Consider the following 21,016-nt stretch of genomic DNA (forward strand, 5'->3'; position numbering starts at 1 on the left):
TCGGCCTTTTATGCGCAAAACACGACTCATTCTCGCCATTAAAAGCGGCTAGCTTTCAACAGCAAACCGTCTGGTAGCAACACCAGACCAGAGCCGATTTTCCACTCAAATCTTGCTCACACACAATCTATCAACCAAGTTGTCAAAGATCAAAAACCCACCAGAGAGTGTCTCGCGGGTGAGAGGAATAATAGCAGCCAATCGCGGTTCGTCAACGGACTGCCGCGAAGTTTTTGAGAAAATGTCGTTCCTCAGTTCCCGGGCCGTAGAGTGACTGTCCGCTACACTGATAACGCTTCACTTCGCGGCCGGTAAAACAGGCCAATCGGTAGCAGGAACGCCGCCATAACAGGGAACAGCCATGGGAACGGAAGTTGAAAGCCGTTGAGTAGAGCAGTGGCCAGCGAGAAGAACAAACCTGAACAGACAATTCCTATCCAGTTAATGAGATTCATCGCGCCGATCATCCGGCCTTTGTATTCGGCTGGTGGTCGAGATTGCATAAACACTTGCAGCGGGACGACGAACATCCCGGCGGACAACCCGGTCAACAACATTAAACCCCGCAGCTTCCATTCAAAGCCGGACAGCGGAACGAGCAACTCCGCGATGGCTTCCGGTCGAAAATGGATATCACCGACGATTTTCGAGGGAATGGGCAATGCAATCTTCTGCACGAATGTGACTGCTTTTCCAGATGGGCAGATCCACCACAGCCCAACAAAGCTAAGGATGAGACCCCACGTTCCGATTTTGGTCACACCGAAGCTCACCCGATCCTTGGACATTGCCGCCGCGGAAACACAGCCAAGGCAGATTCCTAACCCGATTGTCGCCACCATCAAGCTTGTTCGTGTATCCGACCAGCCAAGGTGAGCTTTTCCGAGCGTATTTGCGGTCTGCTGCGTGAGTCCACCGAGAAACCAGAACACGGATGAAATCAGAAGCACTCCGAGAAGCTGACGGTCGCTCCCGATCATTCGCCAAACGTCTTTGGTGACGATCCAGGCGGACCAATCGAATTGCAATTCCGGCTTGGCGATTGGTGTTTTTCGCAGGAACAACGAAGAAACGGTTCCCACAACTGCGATGCCGACGCAGTAAATCGTGCCAAGCCAAACCGCGTCGCCGTACCAGTCTTTCAGGAATCCGGCCAAGGCAGCACCGAAGATGATTGCCAGAAACGTCGTCATTTGAATGACGCCATTGGCGTGCGGCAAATCTCGATTGCGGAACATTTCCGGAAGAATGCCATACTTCGAAGGACCGAAGAACGCGCTTTGTGTTCCCATGAGGAACAACACTACGAACAGCAACGGGACCCGGAGTTCCGGCCAGTATTGCCCGATCATCAACGCCGCCCCGCCGAGCGACATGATGACAACTTCCGCCACCTTGCTGGAAACAATGATGCTGTACTTGCTGACACGGTCCGAAAGGAACCCCGCAACCCCCGAAAACAGCACAAATGGCAAGGAAAATAATGCGGTCGCGTAGCCTTGAAGACTTCCGCCGCCGGAATTCACCGTGGCGGTGACGCAGATCAGCAATACAAGCTGTTTGAAAAGATTGTCGTTGAAGGCCCCGAGAAACTGTGTAACGAGCACACCATAAAACGCACGGTCTCGCGATAGCGGAGGAATCGAATCCGCCCCTTGAGCTTCCGATGGCATCGAAGATCCTTCGCCCGAGATTTGGGCTATGTCGCGGTCTGTTGTATCTGTTTTCAGCGAGTCAAATCGTGAGTTTTCCGTCGTTGTCCAGAATGTCAATCATTGGTGACCGAGGAAATTTGATCTATAACCCCAGCGACAGCACCCAAAGAATGGCGAAAACCACCCCCATAAAAAGGAAAATGGTCAGGAACAACCGTACCGAGCGTTGAATGATCGCGGCTGGCAATTCCACGCGACTGGCGCTGTAAACCAAGCTGATCATTGCGGCCAACGGAACCAAATGCCAAGAGATATTGAGGTTCGCGAAAATCGGCATGAGGTTGTCAAACATGATCGCACTCGATAGCAAGTTCTGGCGTCGAAAGTTCGGTGATCAACAGTGAAGTCGGTGCCGTTTTTTGGGCGATCAGGCTGTGGGAGCAGTGTTGGGCTCGGATGCAGAGAGGTCTTCCGGCTGCTTCGCGGAATCATCCTCGGCATCTGGTTTTTCGTCGCCGTATCCATAGGCAGGACCGGCGAAGGCATCCCACACCGCGAGAATGTTGAGCAGTCCCGCAATCCAGGTGTAAACCAAGGCCAACTCGTACCCTTTCCCCCGCAACCCATGGAGACGCTCGATTTGCTGCTCGGTGGCTGGCATACCGACTCGGTTGAACAGACTTCGGGGCACAACGCCGTTCAAACTTCCACTTGAGGGTCCCGAATCGCTTTTCAGAATGTCGATTTCGAGTCCGCGGGCATCATCGCCAGCATATGGAGGGCCAATCAAAAAGCCGCCCTGTAATTCCAACTCGACCGGTTTGACCTCCCCATCAGGAAACAAACCATCACCAGAGAACACCCCGGAGACTTCCGGACCATATTCCGTCTGACGTGTATTCAGTCGGATGCGTCCGGCGACGGCCAATCCTTCGGATGGCACGATGTCGTAAGCAATGCCCTTGAAGTCGGACACCAATTCACCGTCCAATTGCCGGCTCGTTTGGTTCGACTCCGATTGGAACCGTTTTGTTTGCAGAAACGCGAACGTCGCTGGAGTTCCAATTCCCAGATGCGTGAGAAAACCCCAGTTGCGTTGCCAGTGGAGTCCGTGACCGTCGCCACCTGAAATCTGGTGGGTATGCAACGCGGACCAACCAGACTTCTGCATGCCATACAGGAACATGCCCCAGATACAAACGGCATACAAGACCGCTTTAAAAATCCGTCCTTGGTAGAGATGTCCCGCACCTGGCAAGAAATACGCCAAAATGGCGGCTAATGCGGGATTTTTGAGGGGTACGCGAGGGTCGGCCATCGTGCCTCGATCTCTAGCAATCGTTCTCTCGGACCGATCCCGTCGACACCGTCTGCTCTATCAAAGTACAAACGATTCAAGTTTCTGGAGTCGGAACAGATGCGGAACGAATTCGTTTTGGAATTGCGAATTGTTTGCTTCACCAATATCAATATTGGCAACGCCGAGAGTATAGGGCGAGTTACAAAGCGATGTCAACGTGTGTGAATTCTGCACACGGTCCCGAGACCACGCGGGAAATTCACAACCGATCGTCTCGGGAAGAAATCTTGCCGGGCACGCGTCGGTGGATCAACGTTTGTCTTAGCAACTTGGCGGCAGCAGGAGCGGCCACGGTGCCTCCATAGTGGTTTGGCCCACCGGTCGGTTCATCGACGACGACTAACACGATGACCTGTGGATCGTCCGCCGGAGCCCCACATACAAACGACGCAACATGATAACGGGAAGAAATCTTTCCTGTCTGCGGATCCGGTTTCTGAGCAGTCCCGGTTTTGCCGAAGACGGAGTACCCCTCCAATTGGCCATTGCGACCGGTTCCCCTAGTGATCACTTCCCGCATGGGGCCTTGCACGAGCCAGGTAGTTGTATCGCGGCTGGCCACGGCTGATGCCACTTGCGAGGAAACGACGGACTCGGAAGGGGATTGCCGATCATCGAACAGGGCATCCGTGTCCGCGAGAACGATCTTAGGAGCTAGCAATTGTCCGCCGTTCGCCAGCGCGGCATGAGCCGTGATCAGCTGCAACGGAGTGACCGCGATCTCATGGCCCATCGGCACGGACCCCGTGGAATAGTGATTCCACTGCTCCACTGGCCGGACTAGCCCATCAACTTCGCCGGGCAATTCGATGCCCGTTTTCCGACCGAACCCCCAATTCATCACCGACGCATGAAGCCCCGCATTCGTTAGCCGCTCGCCGACTTTCGCCATGCCGATATTGCTCGACTTCACCAAAACATCCGTGACGGAAAGTTCGCCGTAGGAATGATGATCGTGCAGAATTCGCCGCCCCATCCGGTAGGCACCATGTTCGCAATGGAGAGTCTCGTCACGCTGAAGCACGCCATCGTCAATCGCGGACGCCACCAAGAAAGGTTTCAGAGTCGACCCTGGCTCGTACATCGACGCAATCGCATTGTTCCGCCAGGCGCGGTTCACTGCTCCACGCGGATTGTTCAAGTCAAATCCCGGACGTGATGCCATCGCCAAGACTTCACCGTTTCGGGGGTCCATAACGATCGCGGATGCACCTCGCGGGTTCCATTTCTCGACGATTTGGTCAAGTTCCCGCTCCGCGTAAAGTTGAATCACCGCATCCAGCGTGAGTACAACCGTTCGGCCATGTTTTGGTGCCGACACGACTTCCTCGCGGACTTGAACCACTTTCCCCCGTGCATCTCGAGTGAGCTGTCGCGTGCCGTCGTGACCTCGCAGGATGTCGTCGAAGGTCTGCTCGATTCCACCGCGGCCAATCCCATCGATGTTCCGAAGCCCAACCACATGCGACGCCAATTGCCCCTGCGGATACTTGCGAAGGTATTCGTCACGAAACCCAAAAGTCCCACGTGGCAATTTCAACTCGACGATGGATTGTAATTGCGATTCCGTCAAACGTCGTTTGATCCACAAGAAGCGTTTGTGGCGATACTTCGAGAGCCGCAAGAACAGCATATCGGCATCCATGTTCAAGGCGGCGGCGAGTCGCTGTGCCGTTGGCCATGGGGCGGTGAGTCGATGCGGATCGACAAAAAGGCTTTTTGCGGTGACCGTTGTTGCGAGCAATCGTCCGTGTCGATCGACGATGTCTCCGGGACGCGCGGAGATGGTAACAGTGCGCGTGTGTTGGCGTTCGGTGATTGCACTGAGCTCGTCACGTTGAATGACTTGCAACTGCACCAAACGACAGGCAAGCACGAGCCATCCGACAGTCATCGCAGCCACAACGAGACGACTCCGCCAGATGAACATCTTCGATGATGCCTGGGAGTCCATCGGCTCAGCGGCGATTGGGCTGTTCGGAATCGATCGTTGGGACTCGTCCACGCCACTCCAATAACGGCATTTTTCGGGGGCCACCGTTCGCAACCCGTTCCGGAGCCCGCACCGGGATTCGACCGGATTCCAAATCTTCGAGCATGTTCGTCGGTGCCCCGAGTTCCTGACTCTTCAACCGCAAGCGGGCGTAGTCTTCGCGAAGGATGTCGGTCCGGTAATGCTGACGGCTGATCTCTCGGTGCAACGAAAGATTCGCCTTTTCCAGTCCCACACCGATCAACGCAATCGAAACGATCAACGTCAAACTACCGACAAATCGAAATACCATAACGCGGAGAACTCATGACAAAATTCGTCGTGCGCCGAATGCTCAAAGTCAAGCAACCGATGCGTTCCAACCTACGACTTTTATCGTCCAATGACTTCCGCGCTGACAACTCGAACTCGGCTGGCATCCTGTGGAAGCTGAAGTTCCGTGCCGACCGTCAATTTATTGGGATCGATTAATCGCTGCCGGTTCAACTGATAGATCTCGGTCCATCGGGAGAATCGGCCCAGATGAGCATGCGCGATGCTTCCCAGCGTGTCTTCTTTACCAACCCGAAAACGGGGCGTGCCGTTTTCGTCCATAAAGAAACCGCTATCCGCTCCCGCGGGGTCGGTATTGAGCACACGTTTGGGAAACAAGTCCGGATTGGCTTGTTCGAGTGCTTCCCGTGTAGGAACCATGACCTTCATGCCCGGACGCATTTTTTTCGGATCGGGGATACGTTCGCGATTGAATCGAGCAAGAGCTGTGAAATACCGCCCAGTGCCGTAAACCCGCTTCGAGATCGACCAATAGTTGTCACGTGGTCGGACTTCATACACATCAATTTCGTCCGCCTTGAACGCTGGCGCATCAGGTTCGAACTTATCGGAAGAACTTGCAGTCGGCACGGGCACCAATTCGGGCTCGTAGTCGTTCGACATCTGCACGGCAGGTGTACCGTCGGCGTTGCCAGCGGCCGGACCGGGCGTATCAATCGCAAATTTGTCAACCGGTTCGGTGGAAGGCTCGTTCGTGAACGGGTTCTCCGTTTTGAATGCGTCTTTGGGCTCCCCCGTATCGCCGGCAGTTTGCTGAATCGGATCGGAAGCCGGTGCCGGCACGTCGATCGGAGCGGGAGCGACAGGAAGTGCTGTCTCGTTACCTGCAGGAGGATCAACCGGGCCAAACAATTCCGCTGTCGCCCGTTCATTCGGAGCGGCTTCGGTACCATAATCTGTAGGACTCGGTACCGCTTCCATTCCCGGTTTGGTTTGATCAAACGGCACGGATTTGGCAAAGGGGACCGGTTCGTCGGTCGAAGGCGTCTCGGTAAATGGAACGGGGGCCGTCGCAGGTTCGTCCACAACGACCGCCTCCTCGATCACCATCGGCTCAGTCACCGCAGTTGGTACGGGTTGCAAGTCAGGCTCGCCCGGTTGGAGCGGAACACCCATAGGCGATTCCACTTCTGCATTGATTGCCGCCGGCGGTGTCGAAGGGTCGCCAGCGAACGGATCGTTCTGGGAAAATGGATCGGGGGCCGTCGCAGTCTCAGCCGCAGTGGTTTTGATGTCGGATGGCGTCGATTCACTGGCGACCGGACTGGCCATCGGTTCGGATGAACCGAACGGTGATTCTGCCTCGAAGACGGCCGGTTCTGATGGTGGTGCGGAAGCAGCGGGTTCGTTGACCGCGACCGTGTTCTCGGGAACTGTCTCTGCGGCCGGCTCAAACGGAACACTTGGTGTCTCCGTGGCGACCTCGGCTACGGATTCGGAAGCAGCAAAGTCCGGTACAGCAGCGGGGTTCGATTCCTCTGGGGCTGGTGATGCAGGAACGTCCGCTGCGGTTTCGACAACCTCAGCCGGCGGTTCCGAGAACACCATGGCCGGCGTCTCCTGCGATTCCGCCGCCGGATCTGGAACCGGGACCGGAACCGTGACAACGTCGTCGGTAGCCATCTCAGGAGCGGCATCACCTGTTGGGGCCGGAGCGAAATCAAAGGGCGCCGCCGGAGGCTCGGTTGCTACTGGTGGAGTCGTTGCGACAGGTGAATTGACCGCCGCAGTGTCGTCTTCTTTGGGCAGCTCCGATGTTTCCGGGGCTGCGGATTCAGTTGTCGGGCCTAAGTCTGGTGGCGTGGCAGCCGGGGCTGCATTGACTTCCTCAGCGGGCATCGTTGCGGTCGCGTCTGAGATCTCGACGGCACCAAACGGATTTTCAGCCGTGAACGGTGCAGACTCCGTCGGGGCAGGGGCGGTCACTTCGATATCGGCTGACGTTTCGGGTAAGGGTTCCGAGGCCGTCACTTTCACACCGGTCCAGTCGGCGTTCGGGGTGTCAACGGGAACCGCTGGTTCAAAATTGAGAGGGTTCTCGGCTGGGCTGTCTGGGACCGGCGCTGGCTCCGCGTTTCCGCCGGGCGAAACCGCCACCGTTGTAGCTTGGGGTTCGACGACTGTCGTCTGCGGTTCGGTGGCTGTCCCGACATCCGAAGCACCAACGTTGGTCTCGACTGCGGGAACTTCGTGACTCGCCTGCTGGATCGGTTGAGGGAACATCGGTTGATCAAACGAGATCGCCGACTTGTCCTGACTTGGAGGTGGCGTGAGTGCTGCTGGCGCCGGTGAACTTGGTTCCGGAGTCACATGCGTGGCGGAGGGTTCTTCACCTGCCGCCAACAGACCGCTGCCCAGGGCTTTGTTCTGTTCAGCCTTGCGATAAAGAACATATCCGAAACCCGCCAACAACACGGTGACACCGAGAAGTCCCAACTTGGTTCCCATCGAGAATCGTTTCGATTTCCGATCGACTCCCCAGTCCATTTCGGACGGTTGTGATGCTGCGGTCGGATTCGGTTGCTCCTGTTGCTGCGGAACAGATCGTGGAGCCGTCACAGCTTGACTTGGTGAAGCTTTGGAACTCGGTACCGGCTTGGACGGCTGTGTCGGAGCCGGTTGTTGGGGATTTGCGTTCGGCCGATATGAATTGAATTGCGATTGTGGCGAAGGTGTTTCTCTTGTCGAAGGAACCGGCTGTGTAGCTGACGCGGACCGTGTGGGAGCGGGCGGTGTCTGTGGGGTTCGGGAAGTCGCGTTTGGAGCGCCGGTTGAATAGGAATTGGGCGTGCTGTTCGGTGTCGGTGAGTCTTGAACCGACGATGGTCGCTGGGGGTCTTCGGACGAATCCAGGATTCCCGCGTGCGCAGCCAACGCCGCTACGGAAGCGGACGGCAACGACGGGGGCAAGCTGGAGTCATCGAGAAATCGCATTGCATTACCGGCGGCGGTGTGAGCACGTCCCAATGGAGGTACCGACCGATCTCCTGGCGTACTCGCGGACGACGTGGAAGATGATGTCGGGGTCGTTGAGGCCGGTGGTTCCTGCGTGTTCGCCGATTGCCCAATGTTCGGATTCACCCCCGGAGCCGATGGTCTCGGAACCGGAATGCTCCGGGTCGCGGGGCCACTCGGTCGTGGCTGAGGTGGATTCGCCCCAGCATTCGGAGTGGCCGCATTCGGAGCAGGAGCATTGGGTTCTCGTGCGTTTACGCTCGGATTGCTACGCGGAGCCGGGCCGTTCGGGCGCGGGGGTTGAGACGCACCTCGTCCGGGCTGGCTGAGATGGGTTTGAGGGCTTTGCTCGGGCCGGTTTGGGTTGTCTGCCATGACGCACCTCGAAATGCTGCCTTGACCATGCGGTCTTCCAACGAATGAAACGTGATGATGAGTGCACGCCCCCCCGGGCGAACAATCCGTGGCAAGGTCTCATCCAGGGCTTGCCGAAGGTGATCCAATTCCTGATTGACTGCAATTCGCAAAGCTTGATAGACCCGCGTCGCCGGGTGCTTTTTGGCATCCTGCCGAGCCGAACTCGGAACGGACCGCAGCACAATTTCCGTCAATTCTTTGGCCGAACGCAGCGGCTTCGAGTTTTCCTGTCGATGTTGCTCGATGCCGGCGGCAATCCGACGACTGTACCGCTCTTCGCCATATTCCTCGAAGATTTCGCACAACTCGGTTTCGCTCCAATTTTGGAGCATCTTCCAAGCCGGGTGTCCGCGTGATGGGTCGAATCGCAGATCCAAATCACCGGTCGCCTGGAAACTGAAACCACGATCGTCACTCGCCAGCTGGTCAGACGATAATCCTAAGTCGAGCAAAACTCGATCGACTTGGTCAATCTGATGCGATTCCAAAACACTCGCCGCGTCGGCATAGCTTGCATGTTCCAAGATGATCCGCTGCGCGTCGGCGGCATCCGATCGCAGTTTCGTGCTTGCATAGGCGAGCATCATGGGATCGCGGTCGAGCCCAATCAACGTGCCGTCCGGTCGGATTTTCTGCCAGATCTTTTGGCTATGTCCGGCTGCTCCAACAGTTCCGTCAAGTACCGTAAGCCCCGACGAAAGTTCCATTTCGCGCATCACTTCCCGCAACAACACCGGTCGGTGAACCGGGTTGCCAATCCGTTGGGATTGTCGATCGGGAGCTGCCATGCGTCAACCTGAGGGTGCAGTTGAGTCCGAAGACTCAGTGAGCCTGAATGATGAATCCGCAGGGTTCTAGACGAAAAACCCTGGCGCGCGAAGATCAAAACTGATCGACCGCCTTTGATACACCTTTCATCGCTGTTTCGGCACAAAATGTCGGGTTGACCCAATTGTCGGTTTTGGGGTAAGTGACAGGTCGCGTCACGGAATTGCCACGCGATCCCCGCTATCAGTCATGGAACGACTCGCAATGACTTCGCATTCAACCTTCCCGAAATTGTCTCACTCCGAATCGGACTCCGAACTGCCGTTGACCGAGGGAAGCCTGCTCGACTTTCCCTCGAACCCCATCGCGGTTCTTCGACGATTAAACGCGGAGCATGGGGAAATTGCCGGGTTGCAAGACGGGGCGCATCGGCTGTTTTTCGTGTTCGGTCCCAAATGGACGCAACGTGTCCTCAGTGACGCCCGAACATTTCACTCGCGATTCTTCGCCCTGCGAGGTGGCAAACGGTCGCCGCAACGACGACTCACGAGTGGCTTGCTCAGCATGAATGGCGACGAACACAAGCAACATCGTCGACTTGTGATGGGGCCGTTCCAGAAGCAGGTCATTGGGCAGTATGCCGAACCAGTGACGCAGTTGGTCACGGAAATGCTGGACTCCTGGCAGGTCGGAGAGACTCGCGATCTGCATGAAGACATGACGCATTACATGCTGCGTGTGACAAGTGCCTTGCTCTTCGGGCTAGATGAACCGGAGTTGGCTTACCAGATCGGTGCCATGCTCGACGAGTGGATTCATATGAATCACGAAATTGGCATGGGAGCATTCATCGCCGGGAAACAATTCACCGATGGCTACGACGAATTGATGACGTTGGGAAAAACCTTGGAACAGGAAATTCTCGGCATGATCAACCTGAAAAAATCACGAGGGGCCAGCGGTAGCGATTTGCTGTCTCTCTTGATTCAAGCACATGATCAAGGCGTAAAGATTGATGACGGAAATCTCGTCGGGCATGTGGCACTGTTGTTCGGTGCGGCTCACAAGACGACGGCTCATACACTTTGTTGGACAATCTTCCTGCTGACGCAGCACCCGGAAATCATGTCCGAATTGTGGCAGGAAATCGATACACTCGTCGAACAGCCATCGCCGAACCTCGGAGAGATTGAAAACCTTTCGGTCACGGAACGAGTTCTCAAAGAGAGCATGCGAATCATGCCTGCCTCGGGATATTCGCAACGGATCGCAGCGGAACCGGTCGATCTGGGACCGTTCCGCCTTCGTCGGGGTGAGCCTGTCATTTTCAGTCAATTCATCACACACCGTCTGCCAGAAATCTACCAAGAGCCCAACGCGTTCCTACCGGATCGCTGGCGAACGCTGTCGGTTTCGCCGTATGCGTATTTGCCGTTTGGGAACGGACCACGCATGTGCATTGGCGCACCGTTGGCGATGATGATTCTCAAAATCACGTTGCCGAGTATGCTCAAACGCTTTCGGTTCAGTGCGGTGAGTGGCAGCGAAGTCAACGGGGCCATTCGGTCGACGATGTTGACCCCGCTTGGTGAACTTCCTGTGACCCTGCACGAGCCGGATGGCCAATTCGACCAAAATTCCGTGCAAGGCAACATTCACGATCTCGTGAAACTGCCAATCCAAACGCAACCGGCGGCCAAACCGTCTCGGAAGGCCGCGTAGGTCGATTTCTTACCAACAGCGTGCGAATTCCGCCGCCTCGACTTGCCCACCGACCACCAACGACGTTCGCTCGTGGATACTGGAAGGCACTTTATCGAGGATGCGGTGTTCGCCATCCGTCGCGACGCCGCCAGCTTGCTCGGTGATGAACGCAATCGGATTCGCTTCGTACAACAGCCGCAGTTTTCCTTCCGGATTGCTCGCCGTCGGCGGATACAAAAAGATTCCGCCCTTGAGAAGCGTGCGATGAAAATCTGCGACCATCGAGCCGATGTAGCGTGAACTGTACTGTTGGCCCAATTCTCCCGATCGAATTCGGGTCAGGAACTTTTGGTACGGTTCGGGAAACGATTCAAAGTGTGACTCGTTCACCGAGTAGTACTTACCCTGCTTGGGAATCCGGATGTACTCGTGGCTGAGCACGAACGCACCGATGGCTGGGTCCAGCGTGAAACCGTGCACGCCGTGTCCGCAGGTGTAAACGAGCATCACCGACGAACCGTACATCACATAACCGGCTGCGACTTGCTTTGCACCTGTTTGCAAAACATCGGCCTCGTGCCCCCCGTCCGGAGTGGCTCCATCCGCGCGTTTCAGAATCGAAAACGTGGTTCCCACACTGACGTTCACATCAATGTTCGACGACCCATCGAGCGGATCAAACACCACGACATAATGGGAATTCGGATTGCCTTCGTCGACGATCTGCGGTTGCTCGTTTTCTTCCGATGCCAACACCGCCACGCTTTCTCGAACCGCCAAGCAGTGCATCATCGCTTGGTTGGCGTAGACGTCGAGTTTCTGTTGGACCTCGCCTTGCACGTTCATACCGCCTTCGGCTCCAAACGTGTCGGTCAGACCGGCTCGGCGAACACGGGCTGCGATCATTTTCGTCGCGAGGGTGATGCCCGACAGCAGGAACGAAAACTCGCCAGACGCCCCCGGAAACCGACGTTGTTCCCGTAAGATGTGCTGTTGGACGGTGACAATCGGATTCTTTTCGGCGAACGCCGGTGCTTCAACGGGTTCCATCGGTGACCTTTCCAGTCTTCTGAAACGGGCGGCGCGACCCGTCCGGGCGAGATTGAGCTTGTGATGCTGAATTGTGCCCCGCGACCCACTTTCACGCAACCGACTCGCCCGGTTGTGAGTCACCAGAAATCGCCCAAAAAACGAAATCGCGGGCACTCTCTTCGAAAGCGGTTTGCGAACGAAATTTTCTCTGCGGTCGGCACCCGAATTGCATTGAACAGGCAAACGAGTCTTCTACAACGTAAAAGTCGCTAGACCCAGCGGATTTGTATCCGAGTGACTTAGAGCCTTGTAGAAATTACATCACTCAAAAGTCAAATCGACAATTCCCGAGACAAGCAACGCTCCATTTGGTGGAAAGGAAGCCCCATGTCGGACCGAACCGAAACGCGGACTCGCATCAACCCAGAACGTCATCCCGCCTTGTTTCAGCGGGTCACGCCGAACAATCCGACGCCGCCACGTCCCACGAACGAAACTCCCGTCAAACCTTCGGGCACCGGAGTCACGATCTACGCGGACCTGATCAATCACCTGCAGTTCCATCCCGCGGACCTGCGTCACGCTGACGATCACCATCGAAATCGTTCGACTCTCGCCGCCGCCGTGCGATTTCTGGAGAGCCGTGGCCTGTCATTCGATGACATCTTGGCTCTCAACTTTGGCTTGTATCCGACTGCGGACGAGGTTCGCAGCTATCTCCGACGAATCGGCTACGGCGAAACGGCGATCGAAGAATCCGGCTTGGTCTCCGATTCCGACGGACATCGGCACGGGGATTGGGAAGGTTGCTTGGTCGCACCCATTTGCGATGCGAATGGTGAAGTCGTCGATGTGGTCGCGTTCGTTCCGACTCCCAATCCCGGTCAACGAGCCCATTACCGATTTGCCCGCGGACCAAAGTTCTCGGGTGTCCCTGCCTGCGGTTTGAGTTCCCCTCTGACCTCAGTAGTTCTGTCTTCGGAAGTGATTCTCGTCGAGGACGTGGCCGACGCGTTCTACCTGCAATCTCGCGGCATCGAAAACGTCTTCGCAATTGCTGGCGACGGTCCCGAATTTACCGCAACTCGCTGGCAACAACTCGCGAAACTTGGTGTGCGGTCGGTGGTGCTTGCCTTCCGAAAGGATTCCACCTGCTACCGCGATGTGCGGAGCTGTCTCGATCATGCGTTGCACGCTCGCAGTGCTCCGGAAATCTTCGTTTTGGATCACGATCGTATTGGCGATGACGAAACCCTCGCCGATTTCACTCGTAAGCACGGCGTATCCGCCTGCCGCAAAACTCTGGAATACCGAAGCCGTGCATTCCACGGGAAATCCTTCGGGTGGACCGACCGAGTGACGGAACCGGCCCGCCGTAATGGCACGAAACCCGTCGCGAAAGTCGAACCGAAACCGGAACGCTACACAACTTTGCGTGCGTGGTTGCAAGCCGAGGCCGAACGATTGACCGATCTTGACGATCGTCGTGCGATGCACGACCTGATCGCCGATGTCGATGACGCACTGCGTCGCGGTCACTTCCAATTGGCTCGCGATTTGGTCGAATCACGCTTGGGCAGCCTCCAAGCCCCAGCTCCAAAAGCTGAATGCGTTTCGGTCGGTGATGTGGTCGGACGACTGATCCGAAACGACGATCGTCACCGAGTCGATGAAGATCTTCTCAGCTGCGATGGGACGGATCGTCATGCCGGCACCGTCACCGTGTTGGCTCAAGCAACACGACGAGGACGCTTCACCGAACTGTGCGGCCGAATTGTGCACGCCCTGGAAAACTGGACCGGCACTTCCGTCGTGGTCTGCCGCGAGTTCACCGAAGAAGAAATCACACTCGGCGTCATCGCTCAAATGACCCGGCGGCTGTCCGACGGTGAAGGCTTGTCGGTCGAAGAAATTCAAACCCGATTGATCGGCCAGGACCCACGTGGTGGATACGCTGACAAACCATGGTTAGTGGATGAGTCAGTGGATCGCTTGCGTCAATGGGCTGAACGAATTCAGTTCGTCGATGGCAACATCGAGCGACAAACCGTCGAAGTGTTGAAGTCGCTGTTCAACGATCGGCAACTGGGTGCGGTCTTCGTGGACCATCTCGGTGAGTTCTCGCATTGGACCAGCTACGAACGCAACTGGCATTTCGAAGAGCCAATGCTCCGCGATTTGGAAAGCCTGGCGGATCGCTTCCGCTGCCCCGTGATTGCGATTTCCACCGAGCCGATGCAGATTGCCACTCCGGCAGCTCGATCGAACGCCCACTGGGTGCGAGTCGAACGAACCGCAACACCATGGAACCGCGATTTCTACCTTGGTTTGCACGACTGGATCGACCGGGAATCCGGTGACGATTACCGCTTTCGCTTCAAACATGTCTAAGCAGCATCGACGAAGTCGGAAACGCATCTAAAACAGAACAAACCCCGTGGATGAGTAAACTCGTCCGCGGGGTTTGTGGTTTTGATCGCTGGTCAACAGTGAGGTTGAATCTTCAAGCCGCCGACCTTTTTTGCGTCAAATTAGTTGTTCTTTGGAACCTCTGGAGCAACTGGGCCGCAAGCGATGTCGCACTCGTTGTTGTCGCAGTCGTCGAGGCTATCGACGAAGACACATCCGAAGCTGACAGCAGCGTTGTTGCCGAAGATTCCGCCGTTGCCATCGTCTTTAGCTTTGGAGAAGCCGGTGTAGCCATAGCTTTGGTTCAGGCAGCCGATGGCTTCGCCGACGTCATTGAGTTCGGAGTTCACAGCGTGAGCGACTTCGCTCAAGCCAACAACGAGGCCGATGACAAGGATCGTAGCGATCATGACAAGTTCAGCCGAGACGATGAAACCAGCTTCGTCGTTGAGCAATTGTTTCAGCATTGAGATTTTACCTTCTGATAATTCTTGAGAGAGCATATCTTGTTGAACATGTCACCAATCTTCGGCCGAAGCCCCGTGATTCGTGTAGACGGTGAATTCCGCGTTTGTGCACGAACGAAGAATTCGATTTCGGCAACACATTGATGGTTGAGTCTGATCCACTCCCCATCGATTGCCTTTGCATCCGGGCAATTCCCGAGATGCGCCTGCAGGTTGTATTCGGATCGGCCATCGAATGGACCGATTTTGATTCGACGAGGACTGTCGGTTGCGGCGACAGTCCTCGGGTCTCTCTCACACTCGAGTATTGCGAAGACTCTGAGCATGACAGCTTAAAACAGTCATAGAGAACGCTACTTAGTACCGCAGCGTTCATGTAAGACGTTCAAATGCAGTTCATGTGCCAGAACGCAAGACCGTGGGAAACCGCCCCGAGGACAGCAACCACGAACAAGACATAACCCGTTAACATCAAACGGGTTGCAACGAATCACTAGAAGAGAATGTTGCTGAAAGAAGACAGTCCGAAAAATCGGAACGTCAGATTTGCGAACAATTTGATTAATCAAAGTGTTTCATTGCCTGAACGTTGAGATTCCGCAACATCGAGTTTCTTTGCAAACTCAGTGGGGTATCTATTGAGGCACGTGGAAATGGCTGTTCATCGTCAGCAACTTCGTTTCACCGTCTTTGTGACGGATCACATTGACGCACGTGTTCTGCTGATCCAACGTCTTTGCAAGCCGAAACTCAAGACCTAACAAGTGGGCAAGCCAAGCTCGGTTGACGACGTTGTGCGCGACCACGACGATGGCTTCCCCTTTATGTTGTTCGAGGAGTTTTGCCATCGCAGGCTCGGTTCGATTGAGGACATCGCGGTACGATTCCCCTCCCAGGTAGGGTGTGTCGCCGGGATCATCCATGAATTTCCGGTAGTCGTCCGGAAACTCGGCCATAATCCCGTCCCAGTGTTTGCCTTCCCACTGTCCAACATCGACTTCAGCGATGGTTTCGAGCGTTTGCACATTCAAATCATGATGCAGTGCGATTTGTCCGGCAGTCTGCTGTGCCCGCTTGAGAGGACTGGCATAAACGTGGCTCAATGGTGCCGACTTGAGGAACTCACCAACCGCCACCGCCTGCGCCTGCCCCGTCGGGCTGAGGTCGAGATCGACACTTCGTCCTTGCAGCGTATACGGCCGCATTTCGTTTGCAGTGGTCGCACCGTGACGGATCAATAGAAGATAGGTAGTGTCAGATTCAACAGGCGGTAGCATGATGTTCTCTTCCGGTGATAGTCGCATGTCGCCAGCGATGGCGTAACATAGGCGGAGAACACGACGAACGCAAGCGGATTCAGCACGGCAAGAAACTGTTATACAGGTGACATACTGGGTAGCACGAGGGGACATTCGAACGTCGCTGGCCCATGCCCACCTCGAGCTGTGAGCATGCCACCCAAGTATTGATTGCATCACTGGTTAAGAAAGTCTGTCGTCAACCCGAACAGCTTCCTGCATAGGCATCAGAGTCTCAATTCCGCCGCGACTAATTCTCGACGAAGACGGCTTGAACAACCCCGTCCCGTCCGACATTCGTCACCGGATTGGTCGAAACACGGGACAACAAACCTGAGTACCGCCCACGAATCATCGCCAGCCCCACTGTCAGGAAGTGTGACATCGATTCATGGTTGGCGTCGCGTTGAACTTCTAGTGACGCCGGTTCGGTGAACTCTTGGACGACCTTTGGCAGGCAAGGATCCAGCTCGCACGCCGCTTCCCATTCCGATGGCGTCGCAAATTTGCCGACAACCACCCCGAATCCACGGCCCTCGTTGGCAGGTTTGATCACCAACCGTTCGCGATTCCGTTGAACGAACGGAAGTAGGTCGATCGTCTGACCGTCCCAATCGACAAGCCCTTCGCGAAGACGCACGGTACGCAAGACATGATGTTCCACGACCAAACGTTCCGCATCGCTCAATTGGCGTGTGAACTCAGGCGTCCGCATGACTTCGAGCAATCCCTTGTCCTCACCAACTGTCAGACACGCCAAATTATTCACCGCCACCACGCCGTCTTTCGCGATCGCCTCCAAATAGCCGGCGTAACGATTTTCGAATCCCGGTCGCCAGTGATGCCCCGGACTATTCGGTGTGCTAATCCGGATCTTGTTATATGCCAGAGAGATCGGTTCGCCGTGAACGGTCGCCTGGGAACCGTTCCATTGAATGTCTCTCGCATTCACGATTTCCGCCCGACGACCACGCGAGCGGAGTTTGCGTTGAAACAGAGCTAACTCGTTCTGCAGTTCGTTTTCGTCATTGACGAGTGCAATCAAACCTTGCTCATGGGTTCCTTGACGTTCAATCTCAAGAAGCTCATCACAAAGTGTTCGCTCCGGGATCGTGCCGTAGCGGCTTGTCGCTGCGTGTGCGGGGATGGCTCCCGCCTCGACCATTGCACGGGCGGTCACATCGGAAAAGTTCTCCGCATGAAAAAAACCCGCCGGGCATCCCGTGTTCAATTCGAGAATCCGGACCTGCCCATCAGCCGTGATGACCGCGTCAAACCGGCTCACGCCTTGCCAATGGGGTGAGTGCGAAGCTTTCCGTAGCCAAGGCCACATCCGTTCGTGATCGCGAAAGAACTGGATGAATCGGTCGTGGTCGCTCAGCACCCAATCCATCGCCTTTTCAGCGATGCGATGCAACGACTCTCCGATCTCTCGCAACGTCTCAACGTGTTGCTGTTTGAGTAACAACGCCGAGAGTGCGAAATTCATGCTCCGCGCGCCCTCGAACTTCGTTTCTCGGTCGGAGAGCGTTTGGCTGGCATGGTCGCAGGCCGCCTGACAGGATTTCGGATCATCTCTCCAGCGACCAAGCAACCGATCATGCAACGCAAACGTGGAATTCAAATCAATACGGGGGGCCACCGGAACCCTTTTCTGATGGTTCAAACGTCGAAAGCCAGGCTCACCCGATCGGTCTTCCTTGTTGCCGGTTGATGATGGATTGCACTGGGGTTGAGTCAATCGACTTGACTGATTCCATTGCGAGCGCGTGGGGGGCATGGTTTTCATAACTCAAATATGGCCAGAAACCCGTGTCCCCCGACACAAGTTCACCAGACGTCAACCGTCTGCTACACAAATTGACCAAGGTTAGTCAGCAAACGCCGCGTCAAATCGAGTATTGGACGGAGCAAAATCGACATTCTTGCAGAACTGAGCGGCTTCGGTCGCGCCGGCTTCGCGGTCCATCCCCATGTCTTCCCATTCGACCGACAACGGGGCATCCGCCGGATAACCGATCGCGTTCAACGCACGAATGATCTCTTCGAAGCGAACGCCACCACGACCGACACTCCGGAAATCCCAACCACGCCGCGGATCGCCGAACCCGAGATGACTGGTCAAAATCCCCGTCTTCCCGTTCAACGTGACTTTGGCATCTTTCATGTGGACGTGGTAAATCCGATCCGGGAACGCCCGAATGAACTCAACCGGATCGACGCCTTGCCAAATCAGGTGACTGGGGTCGAAGTTGAACCCAAATTCTTCGCGGTGATCAAGTGCCTTGAGTGACCGTTCGGCCGTGTAAATATCGAAGGCAATTTCTGTTGGATGGACTTCCAACGCGAATTTGACGCCACATTCTTGAAAGACGTCCAAAATCGGATTCCAACGATCCGCGAGCAATTGATAGCCCGCGTCGAACATCTCCGGTGGGGTTGGCGGGAAGTCATAGATGAGGTGCCAGATCGAAGACCCCGTAAACCCGTTGACCACGCCGACGCCCAACTTCTGAGCGGCTCGCGCGGTGTTCTTCATCTCTTCGATCGCCCGTTCGTTGACGCCATCCGCGTCGCCATCTCCCCAGACATATTCCGGCAAGATGGATTGATGACGAGCATCGATGCGATCCAGCACCGCTTGCCCAACCAAGTGGTTCGAGATGGAATACAATTTCAGTCCATGTCGTTCCAGCAAATCACGTTTTTTCGCACAATAGGTGTCGTCGGACAACGCCTTGTCGACTTCAAAGTGATCTCCCCAACACGCAAGTTCCAGACCGTCATATCCGAAATCGCCCGCTTTTTTGCAAAGCGTCTCTAACGGTAGGTCAGCCCATTGGCCAGTGAATAGAGTTACGGGACGGGGCATAGCGCAGTCCTTCGTCGTCAGGGTATGTCAATGAAGAAGCGAAATTTGGTGAACTGGTTGTGTTGGATGGGTCAATCCAACGGGAACCTCACGGTAAATGAGGTTTCCCGAAATGTCAACGAAGCCGATTGCTTTGTCGTGGTGTCGTGAGATGCTCTCAGGACGCGGGGTTGGTGATGGAATCTTGCGTCCATTGCCCATCGACACATCGCCAAAGACCCGGAATCGTTGACTCGTCCTGAAGTTCGGCAGGGAGGCGATTGGGACGAACGTTATCGTAGCACAAAAGTTGAGCAAAACGTTGAATCGACGTTGGCATACCGACCGCCGTAAACCCCGGATGCCCAGTCGCTGGGAATGGTCCGCCGTGATTCATCGCCGGACTGACGGCCACACCTGTCGGCATTTTATCATTGAGTAGACGGCCAACACGCTGACGCAGTTTTGGCTCAATTCGGTTGTAAATGTCGTCGTCGGTACCATCGGTGTCACTATAGATACAGCCCGTCAGATTGCCTTCCAAAGCCGCCGCGATTTCCACCAATTGACTGACGTCGTTCGCAACGACAATCAACGACTCATTCCCAAATGCTTCGGTCTGAAATTCCTCAGGGCGTTCCAAGAATTTCTCGCCATCGACTTTGAGCAATGTGTTCTGATACTGAAATCCAGTTGCATCAGCATCGGCACCACCGCACAGCAATTCTGCTCCTGCGGACTGAAGTGTTTGCACGCCATTCGAAACCGATTTGAGAACCCCTTCGGCCAACAAAACCCCACTTGGAGCATCCTGAAATCGCTGCACGATTGCATGAATAAAATCTGTGGACTCTTGCGACTTCAGCAGCAACACAAGCCCCGGATTTGTGCAAAACTGGCCGGTTCCCATCAAGCAACTACCGACAAATTCATCGACAATCGCTGCGGATCGTTCGCGAAGCGATCCTGGCAGAATGCAAACCGGATTGATGCTGGAGAGTTCGAGATAAATCGGTTTTCCGGCTTCATCAGCGGCTTTTTTGAGAGCCAGACCGGCATGACGGGACCCGGTATACCCGATCGCACCGACACGATGATCGGAGACGAGTCGGGCACCGTCTTCATGGCTGGTTCGGTAAACCAATTGGACGAAGCCATCGGGCATTTTCGTCGCTTTTGCGGCCGCCAACGCTGCTTCGGCGAATAATTTCGTGGTCCCCGGATGTGATGGGTGACCTTTGGCAATTACCGGATTCCCGGCAGCCACGGCGGCGGCGAAGTCTCCGCCCGCGATGCTGTTAAACGCGAACGGAAAGTTGTTCGGCCCCATCACAACGACGGGACCGATCGCAGCGAATTTCGAGCGGATGTTCGCTGTCGTATCGATGATAGGACGCGACCACGAACCGGTTCGGGCTCCCTCGGCGGCCTGCCGGAGTTGATTGGTCGTGCGAGGAAACTCACCATCCCGCAGACGAGGCGAAACCGGCAACGCCGTCTCCAAATTCGCCATTTCAACAAGTGCATCTTGCCGTTTTTCGATTTCGTCGGCGTACCCTTCGAGAAAGTCCGCGAATCGGCTTCCTGGCCAATTTTGAACCTCCTGAAAAGCCGCATCCGCCGCCTTCAGCACCGACTCCAATTCCTCCCACGAACTGACCGGAAAAGCCGCCTCCAACGATTCCCGAGTCGCCGGATTGACGGCATGAAAGACTTGGCTAGCGTTGGATTCGGTCCAAGCTCCGTTGATCAAAACTGGTTGTCGGCTCATGAT

14 protein-coding genes are annotated in these 21,016 nt (G+C 55.6%); 2 read left to right on the plus strand and 12 right to left on the minus strand.

What is annotated here, in order from left to right:
• Positions 1 to 281 precede the first annotated feature (281 nt).
• From G6R38_RS25390 to rsmH, 6 genes are all read right to left on the minus strand, one after another.
• Positions 282 to 1,673 (minus strand): MFS transporter, encoded by a 1,392-nt coding sequence (locus G6R38_RS25390; RefSeq protein ID WP_166831610.1) that lies wholly within the window; start codon positions 1,671 to 1,673, stop codon positions 282 to 284.
• A 124-nt stretch (positions 1,674 to 1,797) separates the two neighbouring features.
• Positions 1,798 to 2,007 (minus strand): hypothetical protein, encoded by a 210-nt coding sequence (locus G6R38_RS25395; RefSeq protein ID WP_166831611.1) that lies wholly within the window; start codon positions 2,005 to 2,007, stop codon positions 1,798 to 1,800.
• Between the two features lie 75 nt (positions 2,008 to 2,082).
• On the minus strand, positions 2,083 to 2,973 hold the full coding sequence (locus G6R38_RS25400) for a DUF6677 family protein (RefSeq protein WP_166831612.1): 891 nt from the start codon (positions 2,971 to 2,973) through the stop codon (positions 2,083 to 2,085).
• Between the two features lie 241 nt (positions 2,974 to 3,214).
• Positions 3,215 to 5,020 carry a peptidoglycan D,D-transpeptidase FtsI family protein gene (locus G6R38_RS25405; protein ID WP_240928379.1) on the minus strand — a complete coding sequence of 602 codons (1,806 nt, stop codon included), beginning with the start codon at positions 5,018 to 5,020 and terminating at the stop codon, positions 3,215 to 3,217.
• Complete coding sequence (locus G6R38_RS25410; protein WP_166831613.1) at positions 4,974 to 5,300, minus strand: hypothetical protein; 327 nt, start codon at positions 5,298 to 5,300, stop codon at positions 4,974 to 4,976. Before G6R38_RS25410 ends, G6R38_RS25405 begins: the two co-directional genes overlap by 47 nt.
• A 3,250-nt stretch (positions 5,301 to 8,550) precedes the next feature.
• A complete protein-coding gene (gene rsmH / locus G6R38_RS28170) occupies positions 8,551 to 9,501 on the minus strand; it encodes a 16S rRNA (cytosine(1402)-N(4))-methyltransferase RsmH (protein WP_240928380.1) in 951 nt (316 codons plus the stop codon).
• 244 nt (positions 9,502 to 9,745) lie between these two features.
• Between rsmH and G6R38_RS25420 the strand changes: the two genes are divergently transcribed.
• Complete coding sequence (locus G6R38_RS25420; protein ID WP_166831615.1) at positions 9,746 to 11,203, plus strand: cytochrome P450; 1,458 nt, start codon at positions 9,746 to 9,748, stop codon at positions 11,201 to 11,203.
• 9 nt (positions 11,204 to 11,212) lie between these two features.
• Here G6R38_RS25420 and fbp read toward each other — a convergent pair whose 3' ends face one another.
• A complete protein-coding gene (fbp, locus tag G6R38_RS25425; protein ID WP_166831616.1) occupies positions 11,213 to 12,235 on the minus strand; it encodes a class 1 fructose-bisphosphatase in 1,023 nt (340 codons plus the stop codon).
• A gap of 369 nt (positions 12,236 to 12,604) precedes the next feature.
• Between fbp and G6R38_RS25430 the strand changes: the two genes are divergently transcribed.
• On the plus strand, positions 12,605 to 14,608 hold the full coding sequence (locus tag G6R38_RS25430) for a hypothetical protein (RefSeq protein ID WP_166831617.1): 2,004 nt from the start codon (positions 12,605 to 12,607) through the stop codon (positions 14,606 to 14,608).
• 140 nt (positions 14,609 to 14,748) lie between these two features.
• On the opposite strand, the gene G6R38_RS25435 is transcribed toward G6R38_RS25430, so the two are convergent.
• From G6R38_RS25435 to G6R38_RS25455, 5 genes are all read right to left on the minus strand, one after another.
• Entirely contained in the window at positions 14,749 to 15,093 is a 345-nt protein-coding gene (locus G6R38_RS25435) for a hypothetical protein (protein WP_166831618.1), read from the minus strand.
• A 635-nt stretch (positions 15,094 to 15,728) separates the two neighbouring features.
• Positions 15,729 to 16,370 carry a histidine phosphatase family protein gene (locus tag G6R38_RS25440; protein ID WP_166831619.1) on the minus strand — a complete coding sequence of 214 codons (642 nt, stop codon included), beginning with the start codon at positions 16,368 to 16,370 and terminating at the stop codon, positions 15,729 to 15,731.
• A 271-nt stretch (positions 16,371 to 16,641) separates the two neighbouring features.
• Positions 16,642 to 18,033: a glutathionylspermidine synthase family protein gene (locus G6R38_RS25445; protein ID WP_166831620.1), complete on the minus strand. Its 1,392-nt coding sequence runs from the start codon at positions 18,031 to 18,033 to the stop codon at positions 16,642 to 16,644.
• 228 nt (positions 18,034 to 18,261) lie between these two features.
• On the minus strand, positions 18,262 to 19,263 hold the full coding sequence (locus tag G6R38_RS25450) for a sugar phosphate isomerase/epimerase family protein (RefSeq protein ID WP_166831621.1): 1,002 nt from the start codon (positions 19,261 to 19,263) through the stop codon (positions 18,262 to 18,264).
• A 157-nt stretch (positions 19,264 to 19,420) separates the two neighbouring features.
• Entirely contained in the window at positions 19,421 to 21,013 is a 1,593-nt protein-coding gene (locus G6R38_RS25455) for an aldehyde dehydrogenase (NADP(+)) (RefSeq protein WP_166831622.1), read from the minus strand.
• Between the last annotated feature and the right edge of the window lie 3 nt (positions 21,014 to 21,016).

The organism is Thalassoroseus pseudoceratinae (genome assembly GCF_011634775.1).
Lineage (GTDB): Bacteria > Planctomycetota > Planctomycetia > Planctomycetales > Planctomycetaceae > Thalassoroseus > Thalassoroseus pseudoceratinae.